This is a genomic window from Opitutia bacterium, assembly GCA_016217545.1.
GTDB lineage: Bacteria > Verrucomicrobiota > Verrucomicrobiia > Opitutales > Opitutaceae > Didemnitutus.
On the sequence record JACRHT010000016.1, the window covers coordinates 1 to 16,253 of the forward strand.

The window sequence follows — 16,253 nt, forward strand, 5'->3', positions numbered from 1 at the left end:
AGCGCGTTGACCTCAACGCGCTGCTCGGTGCTCGTCTGCGAAGAGCGCGTTGAGGTCAACGCGCTCCACCTTCGTCGGCGTCGTCGCGGCTGAGCGAAGGATCCACGAACGTCATCTCGCTTACGATGCTCCACCTCCCGATCAATCCCGCTACAAATTCCACGCCGGAGGCGTTGCGGGCATTTTTGGGCGATTGCGCTGAGCGCGCGCGCGTCGCCGGCCGGCCGCAACTCGTGAGCATCAGCGTGGCGGTGGACAGCCTCGATCCGCTCGCGGTGCTCGAGTCGATCTTCGAGGAGACGGAGCCGCACTTCTATATCGAGCGCCCGAGTTCCGGTTTTGCGGTGGCGGGCGCCGAGGCGGTGCTGTCGTTTGAGGCGCAAGGGCCAGCACGTTTCGCGGCGGCGAAGGAGTTCATAGCGCAGACGCTCGCGCAGACGATCGCGGTCGGGCCGCTCGACGAGACCTTTGCCGGTCCGCACTTCTTCGTCGCAGCCGGGTTTTCCGATGAAGCGGCGCCCGGCGCGCCATTTCCCGCGTTGCGCGTGTTCGTGCCGCGTTGGCAGGTGTCGCGTCGTGGCGACGGTTCGGTGGCAGTGGCGAATCTCGTCATCACTCCGGAGCTGCCGCTCGATCTCGTCACGGCCAAAGTGGCGAAGGCGCACGCGAAGTTCCGGTCGTTTGATTACTCTTCCGCCCGCAATCGCGAGCGTCCATCCGCGCCGCAGCAGATCGAGGAAATCGGCGAGGCAGGCGCGTATCAGCGCGCGGTCGCGGCAGGTCTGGCGGGCATCGCGCGCGGTGACTACGAGAAGATCGTGCTCGCGCGCGCGCAGCGGCTGACGACCGCCGAACCGTTCCACCCGCTCGGCGTGCTGAATCACCTGCGCCAGCGCTACCCGGGCTGCTACGCGTTCTCGGTCGCGAACGGCAAAGGCCAAAGTTTCATCGGCGCGTCGCCGGAGCGACTTGTGCGGGTGGCCGAGGGCCGCATGCACACCGAGGCGCTCGCTGGCTCGGCGCCGCGCGGGAAGTCCGCGAGCGAGGACGCCGCGCTCGCGCGCGCCTTGGCGCAGGACGACAAGGAACTCCGCGAGCACCGCTTCGTCATCGCGGCAATCGGCCGCCGCCTCGCGGACCTCGGCATTCAACTGGAGCACGCGGCGCAGCCGCGTCTCCTCGGCCTGGCGAACGTCCAGCACTTACACACGCCGATCAGTGCAACGGTGCCGGCGGGTGCGCACATTCTCGATCTCGTGACGCGCTTGCATCCGACGCCGGCGGTGGGCGGCACGCCGCGTGAGCGCGCGGTGCCGGCGATCGCGCAGTTGGAGCCGTTTGCGCGTGGGCTCTATGCGGGCACCTGCGGCTGGGTGGATCATCGCGGTGGCGGCGAGTTTTTCGTTGGACTGCGTTCGGCCCTCGTCGATGGCTGCACCGCCACGGCCTACGCCGGCGCGGGTATCGTCGCAGGTTCGAATCCGGAGAAGGAGTTTGCCGAGACCGAGCTGAAGTTCCGCGCACTGATCGAGGCTCTGACCGAAAGCTGAGAAACCACGAATGAACGCGAATAGACACGAATGCTCCAGCCTCGTGAATTATTAGTGTTCATTCGTGTCCATTCGTGGTTTCAAAAGAAGCCATGGCCGACCTCGATCTCCGCAACGTAAACTCGCTCTGGGGCAGCGTGCTCGTGGAGACGCTGGCGCGGCTCGGCGTGCGGCAGGCGGTGATCTCCCCCGGCTCGCGGTCGACTCCGCTCACGGTGCAGTTTGCGGCGCATCCGGCGTTCGAGGCGATTCCGGTGCTCGACGAACGCTCGGCGGCGTTTTTCGCGCTGGGACTCGCACGGCAATCGCACCGTCCGGTCGTGCTCCTGTGCACGAGCGGCACGGCGGGAGCGAATTACTTCCCGACGGTCATTGAGGCGCGCGAGAGCGGCGTGCCGCTGATCGTCATCACGGCGGACCGTCCGCCGGAGATGCGGGAGTGTCGGTCGGGGCAGACGATCGATCAGCAGAAACTGTTCGGCGGCTACGTGAACTTTTACCACGAGCTCAGCGTGCCGGAGGCGAGCGTGCCGTTGCTGCGCTACCTCAGGCAGACGGTCGCGCACGCCGTCGAGCGTGCGCAGTGGCCGGTGGGTGGACCGGTGCATTTGAACGCGCCGTTTCGCGATCCGCTGCCGCCGGTGAAGGATGCGATGGCGGAAACGCTGAAGGGCGAGACTACGGAAAAGTTCTTCGCGCATTTGCGAGACGAGAGTGGCACCGCGCACTCGGCGGGCCCAGCGGTCCCGCCCTACGTTGTGAAACGCGCGGAGCGTGGAATCATCGTCGCGGGACAGACGCGTGTGGCGGACGCGGCCGGATACGCGCGTGCGGTGGGCAAGCTGGCGCGACGACTCGGCTGGCCGGTGCTGGCCGATGCGCTGTCGCCGCTGCGGAATTTCGCCTCGCTCGTGCCGGGGCTCGTCACGCGCTACGACGTGATCGCGCGCTCTGCCGAGTGGACGAAGGAGTTGCAGCCGACGCAGGTGCTTTGCCTGCACGACTGGCCGACGAGCAAGCCGCTGCGGCAGTGGCTCGGAGCCGGCGACGTGCCGGTGACGTTTGTCACGACGCGCGCGGACAATCCCGATGCGTTGCATAGCGCGACGCGCGTCGTGCGCGCGGATGTGACGAGTTTCGCGGCGAGTGTCCGCGCGCGTCCCGCGGCGAGCACGTGGGTGCGGCGTTGGAGCGGGCTGGAGCGTCGCGTCGAGGCCCGGCTGCGCCGTGGCTTGGCGGACGCGGAGGGGATTTTCGAGGGGCAGGCGAGTGCGCTGCTGCCGAGCGTGCTGCCGAAGGGCACGACGGTGATGTTCGCCAACTCGATGCCGGTGCGCGATGCCGAGTATTTCTGGCCGGCGAACGATCGCGCGCATGTCGTGCATTGCAACCGCGGGGCGAACGGGATCGACGGCACGCTGTCGACGGCCATCGGCCTTGCGCATCGCGGCGCGCCGACCGTGCTCGTGGCGGGCGATCTCTCGCTGCTGCACGACACGAACGGCTTTCTGCTCACGCGCGAACTGCGCGGCAGCTTGACGGTGGTGCTGATCAACAACGACGGCGGCGGCATCTTCGAGCATCTGCCGGTGGCGCAGTTCGAGCCTCCGTTCGAACGGTTCTTCGGCACGCCGCAGTCGGTCGATTTCGCGCTGCTCTGCGCGACGTATGATGTCGGTCACACGCTTGTGCGCGATTGGCGGCATTTCGAGCGGTTGTTGGGTAAATTGCCCGCGCGCGGCATCCGCGTGATCGAAGTGCGCACGGATCGGAAGCGCGACGCGGCTTTTCGCAAGGCGTTGTTCGCGGCGGCGGCGCGGTAGAGCGCAGCTTTGCTTTGCTGTAGGAGCCTGCTTGCAGGCGATGGCACGTGACTGGTTGGCGGCGTTTCGTATCGCCTGCAAGCAGGCTCCTACAGCAGAGGCGCGCGCAAGCGCGCTGCCTACAAAAAGCCCGCGGCTTGCGACCGCGGGCGGGTTTGCTTCTCGCCGGTTGGAAACCGGCGCTACCTTACGGGAACAGGCCGCGCTTGGCTTTGGCTTCGGCGACGCGGGCGATGCCGAGCACGAGGGCGGCGGTGCGGCGCGAGCACTTGTATTTGGCCTTCGTCTCGTCGACGGACGCCTTCGCCTTCGCGAGCATGCGGTGGAGCTTCTCGAAGACTTCCTCCTTCGACCAGTAGTAGGCGGACTGGTTTTGCAGCCACTCGAAGTAGGAGACGATGACGCCGCCCGAGTTGCAGAGCACGTCGGGGATCAGCTCGATGTCGCCGCGCTGCTCGATGATCTTGTCGGCTTCGTTGGTCGTCGGGCCGTTGGCGCCTTCGGCGATGACGCGGCACTTGAGCTGGCCGGCGTTCTTGTCGGTGATGACGCGCTCGAGGGCGGCGGGGACGAGGACAGTGCAGGGTTGGACGAGGAGCTCGTCGTTGGTGAGCGAGTCGCCACCCTTGTAGCCTTGGAGGGACTTGTTGGCGGCGACGTAGGCGAGGGCGTCCTTGAGATTGATGCCGGCCTTGTTGTAGATGCCGCCGGTGAAGTCGGAGATGCCGATGACCTTCGCGCCCCACGAGGCGAGGGCGAGGGCGGTTTCGCTGCCGACGTTGCCGAAGCCTTGGATGATGACGGTGGTGTCGGCGGCCTTGATGCCCATGTCGGTGAGGTAGGCCTTGGTGAACCAGGCGACGCCTTCGCCCGTGGCTTCGCGGCGGCCGAGGGAGCCGCCGAGCGCGATCGGTTTGCCGGTGATGACGCCCGGGTCGTAGTGGCCGACGTGGTTGGAATAGGTGTCCATCATCCACGCCATGACCTGCTCGTTGGTGCCGACGTCGGGCGCGGGGATGTCGAGGTTGGGGCCGATGAACGTCGCGATCTCGGCCATGTATCGGCGGGAAAGACGCTCGAGCTCGCCGGTGGACATGTCGCGGGCGTTGACGACGACGCCGCCCTTGGCACCGCCGAAGGGGAGGCCGACGAGGGAGCATTTCCAGCTCATCCACATGGCGAGCGCGGCGACTTCGCCGAGCGTGACGTCGTGGTGGAAGCGGATGCCGCCCTTGGCGGGACCGGTGGAGATGTTGTGCTGCACCCGGTAGCCCTCGAACGTCATCACACGGCCGTCGTCCATGCGGACGGGGAGGCTGACGGTCAGGGTGCGGCGCGGCACCTTGGTGCGTTCGCGCACGCCGGGCTCCATGCCGAGGATGTCGGCGGCAGCGTCGAATTGGTTGCAGGCCTGCTGGAAGACAGGTGCGTTGTAGATGCTTTTGGTAAGGGACATTGGATAACAGGATTCTTTGGCCGGGGGGCCGGGGTTGAATGGACGAAACATTGGTCGGCGGGGTTCCGTTTAGCAATTGGCTTCCCGCCGGGCGGGCCCTTCAATGAAGGGGCCTTATTACGAGAGTAACGGCCGTGATTTATGGGAGCGCTGGCGAGATTTTTGTCGTGGTGCGTGCAGAAGCTGACCTTCGGCTTGCTGTTGCTGGTGCTTGGCCTGACGGGGTTTGGGCTATGGCTCTACCTGCGCGACAACGTCGATTTCGACCTCCGGCGGCAGGACCTTATCAGGGCCCTGACCGGCGAAACCGGCAAGTTGCGCGAAGCGCTCAAGGACGTGCAGGTGCGCATGGACGGCATGAAGGTCGACGCGGCGCGCAACGAACAGCGAGCGGCCGAGGCGGCCCGGCTCGCGGCGGAACTCGACACATTGAACAGCGGCCTGAACCGGCTCACGACGCCGGGTGAGCAGGTGAAGCTGAACGAAGAGCGACTCGCGCGCTTGCGCCAGACCGAGAAAGAGGCGCGCGGGCAGGTCGCGGCGCTGCGCGAGGCCTTGAAGCGCGCGCAATGGGAGAAGGACGGGCTGGAGATCGCGCTCGGCAAGCTCGAGGTGCAACTGCAGGCGGCGGAACGCCAGAAGTCGCGGGTGCTGCACTACGCACACGCGGCTTGGGACCGGTTCGGCAAGCATGTGCTGCTCGTGGTCGCGATTTGGTTCCTCGGTCCACCGCTGGCGCGGGCAGTGGCGTTCTTTCTGGTCGCGCCGTTCATCTCCAGCCTCGCGCCGGTGCGATTGGGCCAGCCGGTGCCGGTCGACTTGAGCGTGCGCGGGAGCGACGCGTCGGTCGACGTGGTGCTCGAGCCCGGCGATGTGCTGTGGGTGAAGGAGAAGTTTCTGCAGGCCTCCGACGAGGGCTTGCTCAAGCGCACGCGCTGGCTGCTCGACTGGAGCATGCCATTTACCTGTCTGGCGGCGGGGCTGAAGGAGTTGATCGAGATGCGCAACGCCGCGCCGGAGGCGAAGCTGCGCGCGACGTTTTCGAGTCAGGACGACGCGCACGTCGAACTCGCAGTCGTCAACGTGCCGGCAGGCGCGAGCCTCGTGCTGCGTCCGAGCTATCTCGCGGGCCTGATCGGGCCGCTCGGGCGCAAGGCGGCGGCGATCCGCCGGCATTGGCGGTTGTTCACGCTGCAATCGTGGGCAACCGGGCAGTTCCGCTATTTTGAATTCGTGGGGCCGTGCACGCTGCTGCTGGCGGGCAGTCGCGGCGTGCGCGCGGAAGTGCTGGCCGCGCAACCTGGGATGCCGGTCCCGGGGCGGCGGGCGAACCAGGATGCGACGATCGGCTTCACGCCGGGGCTGGCGTATCGGCCGGTGCGGGCGGAGACGTTTTGGGCGTATTTCCGCGGCCAGAATCCGCTGTTCGACGACCTGTTCGAGGGCACGGGCGTGTTCCTCTGTCAGCAGACGTCGGCCAAGGGCGAGGCGGCAGAACAACGGAAGTGGATGGCGGGCCTGCGCGACGGACTGTTGCGCATCTTCGGCCTTTGAGCATTTGCGACGCGCCGGAGTTTGGTTAGCCCTCTTTCGATGTCCCTGTTCAAACTGCACGCCGACTACCAGCCGACCGGCGACCAGCCGCAGGCGATCGAAAAACTCGTCGCCTCGCTGCGTGCGGGCAACCGCGACCAGACGCTCCTCGGCGTCACGGGGTCGGGCAAGACGTTCACGATGGCCAACGTCATCGCGCAGCTGGACCGGCCGACGCTGATCATCTCGCACAATAAGACGCTCGCGGCGCAGCTCTACTCGGAGTTCAAGAATTTCTTTCCCGAGAACGCGGTCGAATACTTCGTCAGCTACTACGACTACTACCAGCCCGAGGCCTACGTGCCGTCGAGCGACACCTACATCGAGAAGGACTCGTCGATCAACGAGGAGATCGAGCGGCTCCGCATCTCGACCACGAGTTCGCTCGTGAGCCGGCGCGACGTGATCGTGGTGGCGAGTGTTTCGTGCATCTACGGCCTCGGTTCGCCCGAGGAGTTCTCCGAGATGCGCATCCAAATCCGGCGCGGCGACGAGATGGGCCGGCAGAAGCTCCTCGAGCGGCTGGTGGACAATCTCTACGAGCGAAACGACTACGAGCTGAAGCGCGGCATGTTCCGCGTGCGTGGCGACGTCGTGGACGTGATGCCGGCGTATCTCGAACACGGGCTGCGCGTGGAGTTCTTCGGCGACGAGATCGAGGCGTTGACGGAGTTCGAGCCGGTGAGCGGCGCGGTGTTGCGCAAGATCGACCAATTCGACCTCTACCCGGCCAACCAATATGTGACCTCGCGCGGTCGCCTCGAAGGCGCGATCGCCGGCATCAAACGCGAACTCACCGACCGTGTGGCGCTGTTCGAGCGCGAGCAGAAGTTTCTCGAGGCGCAGCGCATCAAGATGCGCACGACCTACGACCTCGAGATGCTGCAGGAAATGGGCTTCTGCAACGGCATCGAGAACTACTCGCTGCACCTCACGGGCCGGAAGCCCGGGGAGCGGCCGTTCTGCCTGATCGACTTTTTCCCCAAGGATTTTCTGACCTTTATCGACGAGAGCCACGTGACCGTCTCCCAGATCGGCGGCATGTATGCGGGCGACATCGCGCGCAAGCAGACGCTGGTGAATTTCGGCTTCCGCTTGCCGTCGGCGCTCGACAACCGGCCGCAGGCGTTCCCGGAATTTCAGCAGATCACCGGGCAAACGCTCTACGTGTCGGCCACACCGGCGAAGTTCGAGATGGAGCGCTCGACGGTCGTGGCCGAGCAGGTCATTCGGCCGACCGGACTGCTCGATCCGGAAATCTCACTCCGCTCCACGAAGGGCCAGGTCGAGGACATGATCGGCGAAATCCGCCGCGCCGTTGAGCAGGGCGAGCGCGTGCTCGTCACCACGCTGACGAAGCGCCTGTCCGAGGACATCACCAGTTACCTGCGCGACGCGAAGATCCGCGTCGAGTATCTGCACTCTGACATCGACGCGCTCGAGCGGGTCGAAATCCTGCGCAATCTCCGGCAGGGCAATTTCGACGTGCTCGTCGGCATCAATTTGCTCCGCGAAGGCCTCGACCTGCCCGAGGTGGCGCTGGTGGCGATTCTCGATGCGGACAAGGAGGGTTTCCTCCGCAGCGAAACGAGCCTGCTGCAGACGGCCGGTCGCGCCGCGCGCCACGAAAAGGGCCGCGTCATCTTCTACGCCGACGTAATCACGGAATCGATCCGCCGCACGATCGAGGAAACCAAGCGGCGCCGTGAAAAGCAGATGGCCTACAACACCGCGCACGGAATCACACCGCGCAGCGTGAAGCGCGCCGCGCAGGCCAGCCTGCACGTCTACGACGGCACGGGCGAGGACCGGAACGCCGTCGCCGTGGCCGAGAGCGTCGACGACGTCGCGGCGGTCATTGCGGAGCTGGAGGAAGAGATGCAGGAGGCGGCCAACCGGCTCGAGTTCGAGCGCGCGGCGTTGCTCCGCGACCAGATCGCGACTCTGAAATCCGGGGGCAAGGCGATCGCATCACCGCAGGCTTCCCGCGGGCGCGGCGGCGATTACGGCAAAGAAAAACGCCGCCCGAAATCGGCGCGGCGTTGAGGCGGGAGCGATGGGCGCGCGTCAGGTGCCGGAGTCGGCGTTGCGGCACTCGGCCATGACGCGGAGCCAGATCTCGCGGAGGTCGAACAGGCGCGGCGTGGCGAACTCGCGGTAACGCTGGAGCAGGCCGCTGTCGGACTCGCCCGCGGCGCCGAGGCGCGCGAGCGTGTCGTTGATTTCGCGCAGGGCGCGCTTGAAAAAGCAGATCGCGAGCGAGTAGTCGCCCATGTCGAGCGACTGGACCGCCTGCAGCGCATGTTCGCGGCCGCGATACAGCGAGCCGGCCACCGCGAGGCTGACGGCGGGGTGAATGTGCTCGGGGTGGGAGGCCACGCGCTCCCAGTTGGCGACGAGGGTGACGTAGATCGCCTTGGTGGCGATGTGCACCGGGTTGCGGTGAACGGTGTAGAGGTCGAAATCCTCGTCGAACGATGGCTCGTCATTGGCCGGCTCGGACGTCGCGCCGATCTCGCCTTCGGAGGCGCCTTCGTCCGGCTGCATGTCCCAGCCCATGCGGCGGGCGACTTCATCGATGCGATCCGTGGCGGCGGGCAGTTGCTCGTAGTGCTTCAGGTAGTCGCGCACCGCGGTTTCGTGCTCGGCCAGATACTGTTCCCAATCGGCTTCGGTCCACGAGATCTCCCGGCGTTCTTCCCAGTCGTTCTCGAACATCCCGTCGGAATCTTGATTGGTCATTGAAAAAAAGGGGCGTCTGGAAGGACGCTGGCGGGAGTGTGCGCGGCGACCTCCCTCGCGCAATTAAAATTCTCGTTCTAAACTGGTTTCGATTTGCCCGAGGTTCACTCTCGCGGTGTCATCGCGCGAATGGCCGAGGTGCATCACGAAACCGTCTTCTTTTCCGGTCACGTGCAGGGGGTGGGATTCCGCTATCAGACCTTGCAGGTGGCTAAGGGATTCGAGGTTTCCGGCCACGTGCGGAACTTGCCCGATGGTCGGGTGCAGCTCGAAGCCGAGGGGGAGAAGGGGGAAGTGGCGGCGTTCGTCGCGGCCGTAGAGGAACATCTCGCGGGTTACATCCGGAAAGTGGAGCGGGTGGCCGCGCGTCGCCCGGCGCAATTCACCGGCTTCACGATTCGCTGACCATGGTCTCCCCAGCGCCCGCCGTGCGGATCGAGCGCCTGACGAAAAGCTACGCCGTTGATTGGCGGGGCCGGACGCTGGCGGCGCTCGACAGCGTGACGCTGAGCGTGGCGCGCGGCACGATTTGCGCTCTGGTCGGCGCGAACGGATCGGGCAAAAGCACGACGCTGAAAATTTGCGCGGGGCTGGTGCACGCGACGAGTGGCGCCTGCGCCATCGACGGTTGCGAGCCGGCCGCGGCGGCGCGCGAGGGGCGCGTCGCGTATTTGCCGGAGGAAACGATTTTGCCGGACTTCGTCGGTGCGGCGGAGTTTCTCGCGCGCCTTGCGACGATCGGCGGTTGCAGCCGGCGCGACGCGGACGAGGCGGCGGCGCGTGCGCTCGCGCAAGTGGGACTGGCCGCGCTCGCCGGCCGCGCGACGGCGCAACTTTCCAAGGGACAGCGGCAGAGGCTCGGCCTCGCGCAGGCGTTGCTGCGGAATCCGGTCGTGCTGTTGCTCGATGAGCCGACGTCGGGTTTGGATGTGCGGGCGCAAGTCGAGGTGCGGGACTTGCTCGCCGCGCAGCGCGCCGCCGGCCGCGCCGTGGTGCTGAGCTCGCACGATTCGCCGCATTTGGAGGAGCTGTGCGACCAATTCGTCGTGTTGGAGCGCGGGCGCGTCGTGTTCGAGGGCGATCGGGCGGCGGTCGCGGCGCGCGGCGGGTTGGAGCGAATCCAGCTGGAGGCGAGCGGAGGATGAACGCGCTGCGTCGATTCTGGGTGCTGACTCAGTTCTGGCTCGCGCTGGCGTTGCGGCTCCGCGTTGCGTGGGGACTGGGAGTGGCCGCCGTGGCGTTGATCGGCGGCGGCGCCGTGCTGCGGGAGTTTCATTTCGGCTCCGCGGAGCAGGTTTTCTTGATCGATTACGGTGCTGCGGTCCTCGCGCTGAGCGGCAGCGTGCTGGCCGCGCTCGCGGGGCCAGCGTTGTTTTTTTCCGGAGTCCACTCGCGCGTGACACCGATCGTGCTCATGCACGGCGCCACGCGCGGCGCGGTGATCGCGGCGCAGGCCATCGCGGTCGCGATCGTCCTCGGTTGGCTGGCGGTGCTTTGTGGGGCGGCGGTCGCGGTTCTGTTTCCGCTGATCGGACACGCGGCGGCGACGGGGGGCGCGGTTCGCGCGCTGGCGTTGGAGCTGGCACCGCTGCTCGTGACGGCGGCGCTGAGCCTCTTCCTTGCGACGATCAGCCGGAGCGCGTTGCTCGCGACGACTCTGGCGTTGGCCGCCGCGGTGGCAGGGCGGTTGGCGCCGGCGATCGGATTTGCCGCCGGGAAGGCAACCGGGGCGGCGAAGGGACTTTGGCTGTTGTTGAGCTGGATGGTGCCGAACCTGGAGATCGGCGAATCCGCGGCGCTCGGCTCCGCGTTGTGTTATCTGGCGGCGTATGCCGCGCTCTACGTCGGCTTGGCGGCGTGGTGTTTTTCGCGACGTGATCTCTGAACGGCACGCTTCGTGGCTGGCGTTTGCCGTGCTCGCGGTTTTCGGAGCGGCGACTGGTTCGTGGCGCGACGCGCGTGAACCGACGACGATTGCGCTGCCGGGCGCCGCGGATTGGTTCTGGTTGAGGGCAAATCTCGCCTGGGAGAAGCGCGATGAAGCGCGGACGCGCGAGCTGACGACGCTCGCGGTGGCGCTGGCCCCGGCGACGGACTATTTTCGCGTGAACGCCGCGCGGATGCGCGCCTTCGATTTTCCCGAGTGGCGGGAGCGGGCCGAGCCCGCCGCACCGGCGGCGTTGAAGGCCTCGTGGCGGGCCGAGCTCGCCGCCGAGTCGCTCGCCTTGCTGGAGCGCGCGCCGGCGCGTTCGCCGGAGTTGTGGATCGAGGCCGGCAACATCGCGCTCTACGCCCGGCGCGACAGCCGTGAGGCGGCGGCCTGCTACCGGCGCGCCGCCGAGATGCCCGGTGCGCCGTGGCACGCGGGGCGGATTTGCGGCGAGCTGTTGTGGCGGAGCGGACAGCGGCGCGAGGCCGTGGATTGGCTGCGCGATTGGGGCGGACGTTTGCCAGCCGACGTCCCGGCGGCGCAGCGCGAACTGGTTCTCGCGCGGCTCGCCGAATGGGAACGCGAACTTCGGCGGGAGTGAGTTTGACAAGGCGACGGCGCGGCGGCTCCATCCGGTTCAATCACGCCCATGACCATTCACTGGCCGTATCTTATTCTTGCTCTGCTGACGCTTTGGTTTCCGCGTCAGTGGATGCGTTTGGGCAAGCTCTGGCGCAACAAGCGCAAGGAGCGCGAGACGATGGAGCGCTTCGCACAGGACGGAGCGAACGATCCCGACGACAAGTCGGTCCGACTGGGCCGGGAGCTGCGCAACCATCGCAACTACCTCGATCTGCTGCGCGGCTTCATGGGCGCGTTTGCGCTCTGGCGATTCAGTTTCGAGTCGGAGCGCGAACAGGCGATGCTGGTCTTCGCGATCTGCGCCGTCGTCACCTTTGTCGGCATCTTGATCCAATCCCTGCGCTGGCGCGCTCGCATCACGTTTTTCGCGGCCATTTTCTTCTACGCCGGATTGAGTTCCGGCATGGGCAGTGGCTATCCCGGAGCGCTGGCATTCCTGCTGGTTTGTGCGATCAATCCGGTGATTCCGACGCCGCGCATGTTCGTGGCGGCCTACGCCCTGATTCTGTTGCCGTTCAATTTCTTTCTCGGGGACGATCAGCGGCTCGCCGCTTTCAACACGCTCATCCTGCTGTTGCCGGTGATTTGGAGCCTGATGGTCAAGCGGCCGATGGTCGTCTTCACGCGCCGGCGCAACCTGACTTGGTGAAATGGCCGCGGGCGCGAAAGTCTGGTTCGAGGCGTCGCGCCCGAAAACCCTGCCGGCGGCGATAATCCCGGTGCTCGTCGGCACGGCTTTCGCCGAGGCCGCGCACGCGGCGAACTACGGCAGCGCCGCCATTTGCCTCGTGTTCTCGCTGCTCGTGCAGATCGGCACGAATTTCGCCAACGACTACTTCGACTTCGTGCAGGGCGCCGACACACACGAGCGCGTCGGCCCGCGCCGCGCGGTGGCGGCGGGACTGGTTTCGCCGCGCACGATGTTGGCGGCAACTGCGGTCGTGCTCGTGGCGGCGTTTGCGGTCGGGCTGCTGCTCGTCGCGGAGGGCGGATGGATTCTCCTGCCGATCGGCATCGTGAGCATCGTCTGCGCGATCGCCTACACGGGCGGGCCGTATCCGCTTGGCTACAACGGGCTCGGCGATCTCTTTGTCTTCATTTTCTTCGGACTGGTGGCTGTCGGCGCGACGTTCTACGTGCAGGCGCACTCGGTCACCGGGCCCGTGATGCTCGCGGCCGGCGCGGTCGGTTTGCTGGCGGCGAACATTCTCGTTGCGAACAATTATCGCGATGTCGAAACCGACGCGAAGGCGGGCAAACGCACGCTGGTCGTGCGGTTCGGGCGGAGGTTCGCGTTCTGGCAATACGCGCTGTCGGCGCTCGCGGCTTTGCTGAGCGCGCCGGCGTTGCTGCTCGCGGGCTGGCGCTGGCCGGTGTTGCTGCCGCTCGTGCTTTTCCCGTGGGGCGTGCGGCTCACGCACCGCCTCGGCCGCTCGGTCGAACCGGGAGAGCAGATCGCGGTGCTCGCCGACACGGCGAAGTTCCTCGCGGCGTTTGGTGTGCTGCTGAGCGCCGGCGTCGTCTGGGGCGCGCGTTGACGAGAAGTTTTCGGAGCGAAACTCGCGAACACAGATGGGCGAGGTAGGGCGCAACCCTTGGGCGCGCGAGTGGGCGGCATCGCGTTCCCGGCGGGCCCAGCGGTCCCGCCCTACCGCAGGTTGCGGAGGTGACGTTCAACTCCAGCGCAGGTCCTGCTTCGTGAGCGGGAGCGAGCGGACGCGTTTGCCGGTGGCGGCGAAGATCGCGTTGCACACGGCGGGCGGCAGCGGCGGGTAGCCGGGTTCGCCGAGGCCGGTGGGCGGATTCTTGCTCTGGATGAAGTGCACCTCGACGGCGGTCGGCGCGTCGTTGACGCGGAGCAGGGGATACGTGTCGAAATTCGCCTGCACCACGCGGCCGCGTTCGAGGGTCACTTCCTGCAGCCACGCGGCGCCGAGGGCGTCGATGACGGAGCCCTGCACCTGGTTCTCCGCGCCGCTGAGGTTCATGATCGGACCGACGTCGCCGACGACGGTGACGCGCGGGACTTTAAGCGTGCCGTCGGGGGCGACGGTGACTTCGGCGACCTCGGCGAAATAGCCGCGGTGGCTGAAGAAAAACGCCACGCCCTGGCCGGAGCCGCGCGGGAGCTTTTTGCCCCAGCCGGCTTTTTCGGCGACGGTGCGCAGAACGTTGGCCATGCGCGGGGCGTCGTAGGGCAGGCCGCGCGGATCGAGCGGGGGCTGCACTTTGTCGCCGAGCAACTCGAGCCGGAACTGGACTTGGTCGCGGCCGGCGGCGTGGGCGAGCTCGTCGATGAAACACTGGATGGCGAACCCGAGCGCGTTGCTACCGGGGGCGCGGAGCGGTCCGGTGGGGACGTTCGTGTTCACGATCGCCTGTTCGAGGCGGAAGTTCGGCACGAAGCGGCTGGGGAACTCCGCCGGGCTCATGCGCGCGCTGCTGCCGGGCTCCTTGTCGGAGTTGAGGCCGACGGTGACGAAGCGGTCCTGCCACGCCACGAGTTTGCCCTGCGCGTCGACCGCGCCCTTGAAATGGTGCCAGCCGCACGGACGGTAGAGGCCGTGCTGCGTGTCCTGCTCGCGCGTCCAGGTGAGTTTCACGGGGACGCCAGCCTTCTGGGCGATGGCGGCGGCTTCGACGACGTAGTCGTTGGCGAGGCGTCGGCCGAAGCCGCCGCCGATGCGCGTGAAGCGAACTTTGATTTTCTCCTTGGGAATCTTGAGTGTGTTCGCGACGAGGTCCTGCGCGCCGCCGGGTGTCTGGGTAGGGGCGAGGACTTCCATGCCGCCGTCCGCGGTCGGCCACGCCATGGCGTTCATCGGCTCGAGCGTCGCGTGGTGGATGTAGGGATAGACGTATTTCGCCTCGACGATCTTGGCGGCGCCGGCGAAGGCCGCGGCGACGTCGCCGTCGTTGCGCAGAACTTGTCCGGGCTGCGCGGCGAGCTCGGCGGCGCGGGCCTCGAACGCGGTGGAACTTTGATTGGCGCCGGCACCTTCGTCCCACGTCACGCGCAGGGCCGTGCGGGCCTTGAAGGCGGCCCACGTGGAGTCGGCGAGAATGGCGACGCCGGAGAGCAAGCCGCTGTAGTTGGCGCCGCCTTCGATCACGAACGCGTCGCGCACGCCGGGCATGGCCTTGATCTGATCGAGGTTCGCAGAGGCGACCTTGCCGCCGAAGACGGGGCATTTCTCGAACACGGCGTAGCGCATGCCCGCGACTTTCTGGTCGAGGCCGAAGAGCGGCTGGCCGGTGACGATGGCGGGATTGTCCACGCCGCCGACGCGCGAGCCGAGCAGCGTGAACTCGTCGGGATCCTTCAACTTGATCGTGCCTTCATCCGGGATCGCTAACGTCGCGGCTTTCGTCGCTAGTTCGCCGTAGGTGAGGCGGCGGCCGGTGGCGCGGTGGAAGACGGTGCCTTTTTCGGCCGTGAGTTCGGAGACCGGGACGTTCCAAGTCTGCGCGGCGGCCTCGACGAGCATCGTGCGCGCGGTGGCGCCGGCCTTGCGGAGGAGATCGTAATTCTGCGGCGTGGAGAGCGAGCCGCCGGCAAACTGCGCGCCGAGCTGCGGGTTGAGCGGCGCTTGTTCGATGACGATCTTGTCGAAATCGACCTCGAGTTCCTCGGCGACGATCATGGGCAGCGAGGTCTTGATGCCCTGGCCGACCTCGGGGTTCTTCGCGACGATGGTGACGACGTTGTCCGGCGTGATGCGGATGAAGGGATTCGGCGTGAAGGCGCGCGTGGTGTTGTCGAGCGCCTGCACGGGCTGGCCAAGGGCGTCGGGCACAAACGAGAGGCCGAGCGCGAAGCCGCCGCCAGCGAGCGCGGTGACGCGCAGGAAATCGCGGCGCGTGAATTGGCTTTCGGGCGCGCTCATTGGGCACCTCCCGTTTTCACCGACGCTTCGGCGGGGCGGCCTTTCACGTTGCCGGCCGCGGCGTCCTTGATCGCGGCGCGGATGCGCAGGTAAGTGCCGCAGCGGCAGAGATTGCCCGCCATCGTGCCGTCGATGTCCTCGTCGCTCGGGTGCGGGTTGTTTTTCAGGAGCGCGGCGGCGGTCATGATCTGCCCGGATTGGCAGTAGCCGCATTGCGGGACGTCGTGGTCGATCCACGCCTTTTGCAGTGGATGCGAGCCGTCGGGCGACAGGCCCTCGATCGTGGTGATCGGCATGCCGACGACGGTCGAGACCGGGAACTGGCACGAGCGGACCGGCGTGCCGGCGAGGTGCACGGTGCACGCGCCGCATTGGCCGATGCCGCAGCCGAATTTCGTGCCGACCAATTCGAGGTTATCGCGCAGGACCCAAAGCAGCGGAGTATCCGCCGGCACATCCACGGTGCGGGCCTGCCCATTCACGTTCAGGGTAAATTTGGGCATGGGGAGAAAGCAGCGCTCACCGTGTCCATGCCCGCGGCGCCGTCAAGCGGCGGCGCTTTGCGCGGCGTCCCTCGAAAGAGGGGGGGCGGGGATGCCATGCCGCGTGCGCGGCGGGCCCAGCGGTCCC

At 66.9% G+C, this 16,253-nt stretch carries 14 protein-coding genes; 10 read left to right on the top strand and 4 right to left on the bottom strand.

Annotated elements, in window-relative coordinates; genetic code table 11:
- The first annotated feature begins 125 nt into the window (after positions 1-125).
- Together HZA32_12535 and menD are read left to right on the top strand one after the other, a co-directional pair.
- A complete protein-coding gene (locus HZA32_12535) occupies positions 126-1,550 on the top strand; it encodes an isochorismate synthase (protein MBI5424898.1) in 1,425 nt (474 codons plus the stop codon).
- 92 nt (positions 1,551-1,642) lie between these two features.
- A complete protein-coding gene (gene menD, locus HZA32_12540) occupies positions 1,643-3,373 on the top strand; it encodes a 2-succinyl-5-enolpyruvyl-6-hydroxy-3-cyclohexene-1-carboxylic-acid synthase (GenBank protein ID MBI5424899.1) in 1,731 nt (576 codons plus the stop codon).
- A 187-nt stretch (positions 3,374-3,560) separates the two neighbouring features.
- Here menD and HZA32_12545 read toward each other — a convergent pair whose 3' ends face one another.
- A complete protein-coding gene (locus HZA32_12545) occupies positions 3,561-4,829 on the bottom strand; it encodes a Glu/Leu/Phe/Val dehydrogenase (GenBank protein MBI5424900.1) in 1,269 nt (422 codons plus the stop codon).
- A gap of 174 nt (positions 4,830-5,003) precedes the next feature.
- On the opposite strand from HZA32_12545, the gene HZA32_12550 reads away from it, so the two are divergent.
- Both HZA32_12550 and uvrB read left to right on the top strand, forming a co-directional pair.
- Positions 5,004-6,383, top strand: coding sequence for a hypothetical protein (locus HZA32_12550; GenBank protein ID MBI5424901.1), 1,380 nt, complete (start codon positions 5,004-5,006; stop codon positions 6,381-6,383).
- 39 nt (positions 6,384-6,422) lie between these two features.
- A complete protein-coding gene (gene uvrB, locus HZA32_12555; protein ID MBI5424902.1) occupies positions 6,423-8,468 on the top strand; it encodes an excinuclease ABC subunit UvrB in 2,046 nt (681 codons plus the stop codon).
- Positions 8,469-8,489: 21 nt separating this feature from the next.
- On the opposite strand, the gene HZA32_12560 is transcribed toward uvrB, so the two are convergent.
- Positions 8,490-9,164, bottom strand: coding sequence for a hypothetical protein (locus tag HZA32_12560; protein ID MBI5424903.1), 675 nt, complete (start codon positions 9,162-9,164; stop codon positions 8,490-8,492).
- Positions 9,165-9,293: 129 nt separating this feature from the next.
- Here HZA32_12560 and HZA32_12565 point away from each other — a divergent pair, with 129 nt between their 5' ends.
- Genes HZA32_12565 through HZA32_12590 form a run of 6 tightly spaced genes read left to right on the top strand, consistent with a single transcriptional unit; the run spans position 9,294 to position 13,274 of the window.
- Positions 9,294-9,569 carry an acylphosphatase gene (locus tag HZA32_12565; protein ID MBI5424904.1) on the top strand — a complete coding sequence of 92 codons (276 nt, stop codon included), beginning with the start codon at positions 9,294-9,296 and terminating at the stop codon, positions 9,567-9,569.
- Positions 9,570-9,571: 2 nt separating this feature from the next.
- Positions 9,572-10,309 carry an ABC transporter ATP-binding protein gene (locus HZA32_12570; protein ID MBI5424905.1) on the top strand — a complete coding sequence of 246 codons (738 nt, stop codon included), beginning with the start codon at positions 9,572-9,574 and terminating at the stop codon, positions 10,307-10,309.
- The gene (locus HZA32_12575) at positions 10,306-11,049 is read left to right on the top strand and encodes a hypothetical protein (GenBank protein ID MBI5424906.1); all 744 of its coding nucleotides are present in this window, start codon (positions 10,306-10,308) and stop codon (positions 11,047-11,049) included. The genes HZA32_12570 and HZA32_12575 overlap by 4 nt, the downstream gene beginning before the upstream one ends.
- Entirely contained in the window at positions 11,039-11,695 is a 657-nt protein-coding gene (locus HZA32_12580) for a hypothetical protein (protein MBI5424907.1), read from the top strand. Before HZA32_12575 ends, HZA32_12580 begins: the two co-directional genes overlap by 11 nt.
- A gap of 48 nt (positions 11,696-11,743) precedes the next feature.
- Entirely contained in the window at positions 11,744-12,385 is a 642-nt protein-coding gene (locus HZA32_12585) for a hypothetical protein (GenBank protein MBI5424908.1), read from the top strand.
- A gap of 1 nt (position 12,386) precedes the next feature.
- Positions 12,387-13,274, top strand: a complete 888-nt coding sequence (locus tag HZA32_12590; protein ID MBI5424909.1) for a 1,4-dihydroxy-2-naphthoate polyprenyltransferase — start codon at positions 12,387-12,389, stop codon at positions 13,272-13,274.
- 135 nt (positions 13,275-13,409) lie between these two features.
- Here HZA32_12590 and HZA32_12595 read toward each other — a convergent pair whose 3' ends face one another.
- Both HZA32_12595 and HZA32_12600 read right to left on the bottom strand, forming a co-directional pair.
- Complete coding sequence (locus tag HZA32_12595; GenBank protein ID MBI5424910.1) at positions 13,410-15,623, bottom strand: xanthine dehydrogenase family protein molybdopterin-binding subunit; 2,214 nt, start codon at positions 15,621-15,623, stop codon at positions 13,410-13,412.
- Positions 15,620-16,126, bottom strand: coding sequence for a (2Fe-2S)-binding protein (locus HZA32_12600; protein MBI5424911.1), 507 nt, complete (start codon positions 16,124-16,126; stop codon positions 15,620-15,622). The genes HZA32_12595 and HZA32_12600 overlap by 4 nt, the downstream gene beginning before the upstream one ends.
- Between the last annotated feature and the right edge of the window lie 127 nt (positions 16,127-16,253).

Coding starts and splice junctions, on each gene's coding strand:
- HZA32_12595 (MBI5424910.1), bottom strand. CDS start 15,623: ATGAGCGCGCCCGAAAGCCAATTCACGCGCCGCGATTTCCTGCGCGTC.
- menD (MBI5424899.1), top strand. CDS start 1,643: ATGGCCGACCTCGATCTCCGCAACGTAAACTCGCTCTGGGGCAGCGTG.
- HZA32_12590 (MBI5424909.1), top strand. CDS start 12,387: ATGGCCGCGGGCGCGAAAGTCTGGTTCGAGGCGTCGCGCCCGAAAACC.
- HZA32_12545 (MBI5424900.1), bottom strand. CDS start 4,829: ATGTCCCTTACCAAAAGCATCTACAACGCACCTGTCTTCCAGCAGGCC.
- HZA32_12565 (MBI5424904.1), top strand. CDS start 9,294: ATGGCCGAGGTGCATCACGAAACCGTCTTCTTTTCCGGTCACGTGCAG.
- HZA32_12600 (MBI5424911.1), bottom strand. CDS start 16,126: ATGCCCAAATTTACCCTGAACGTGAATGGGCAGGCCCGCACCGTGGAT.
- HZA32_12585 (MBI5424908.1), top strand. CDS start 11,744: ATGACCATTCACTGGCCGTATCTTATTCTTGCTCTGCTGACGCTTTGG.
- HZA32_12570 (MBI5424905.1), top strand. CDS start 9,572: ATGGTCTCCCCAGCGCCCGCCGTGCGGATCGAGCGCCTGACGAAAAGC.
- uvrB (MBI5424902.1), top strand. CDS start 6,423: ATGTCCCTGTTCAAACTGCACGCCGACTACCAGCCGACCGGCGACCAG.
- HZA32_12575 (MBI5424906.1), top strand. CDS start 10,306: ATGAACGCGCTGCGTCGATTCTGGGTGCTGACTCAGTTCTGGCTCGCG.
- HZA32_12560 (MBI5424903.1), bottom strand. CDS start 9,164: ATGACCAATCAAGATTCCGACGGGATGTTCGAGAACGACTGGGAAGAA.
- HZA32_12535 (MBI5424898.1), top strand. CDS start 126: ATGCTCCACCTCCCGATCAATCCCGCTACAAATTCCACGCCGGAGGCG.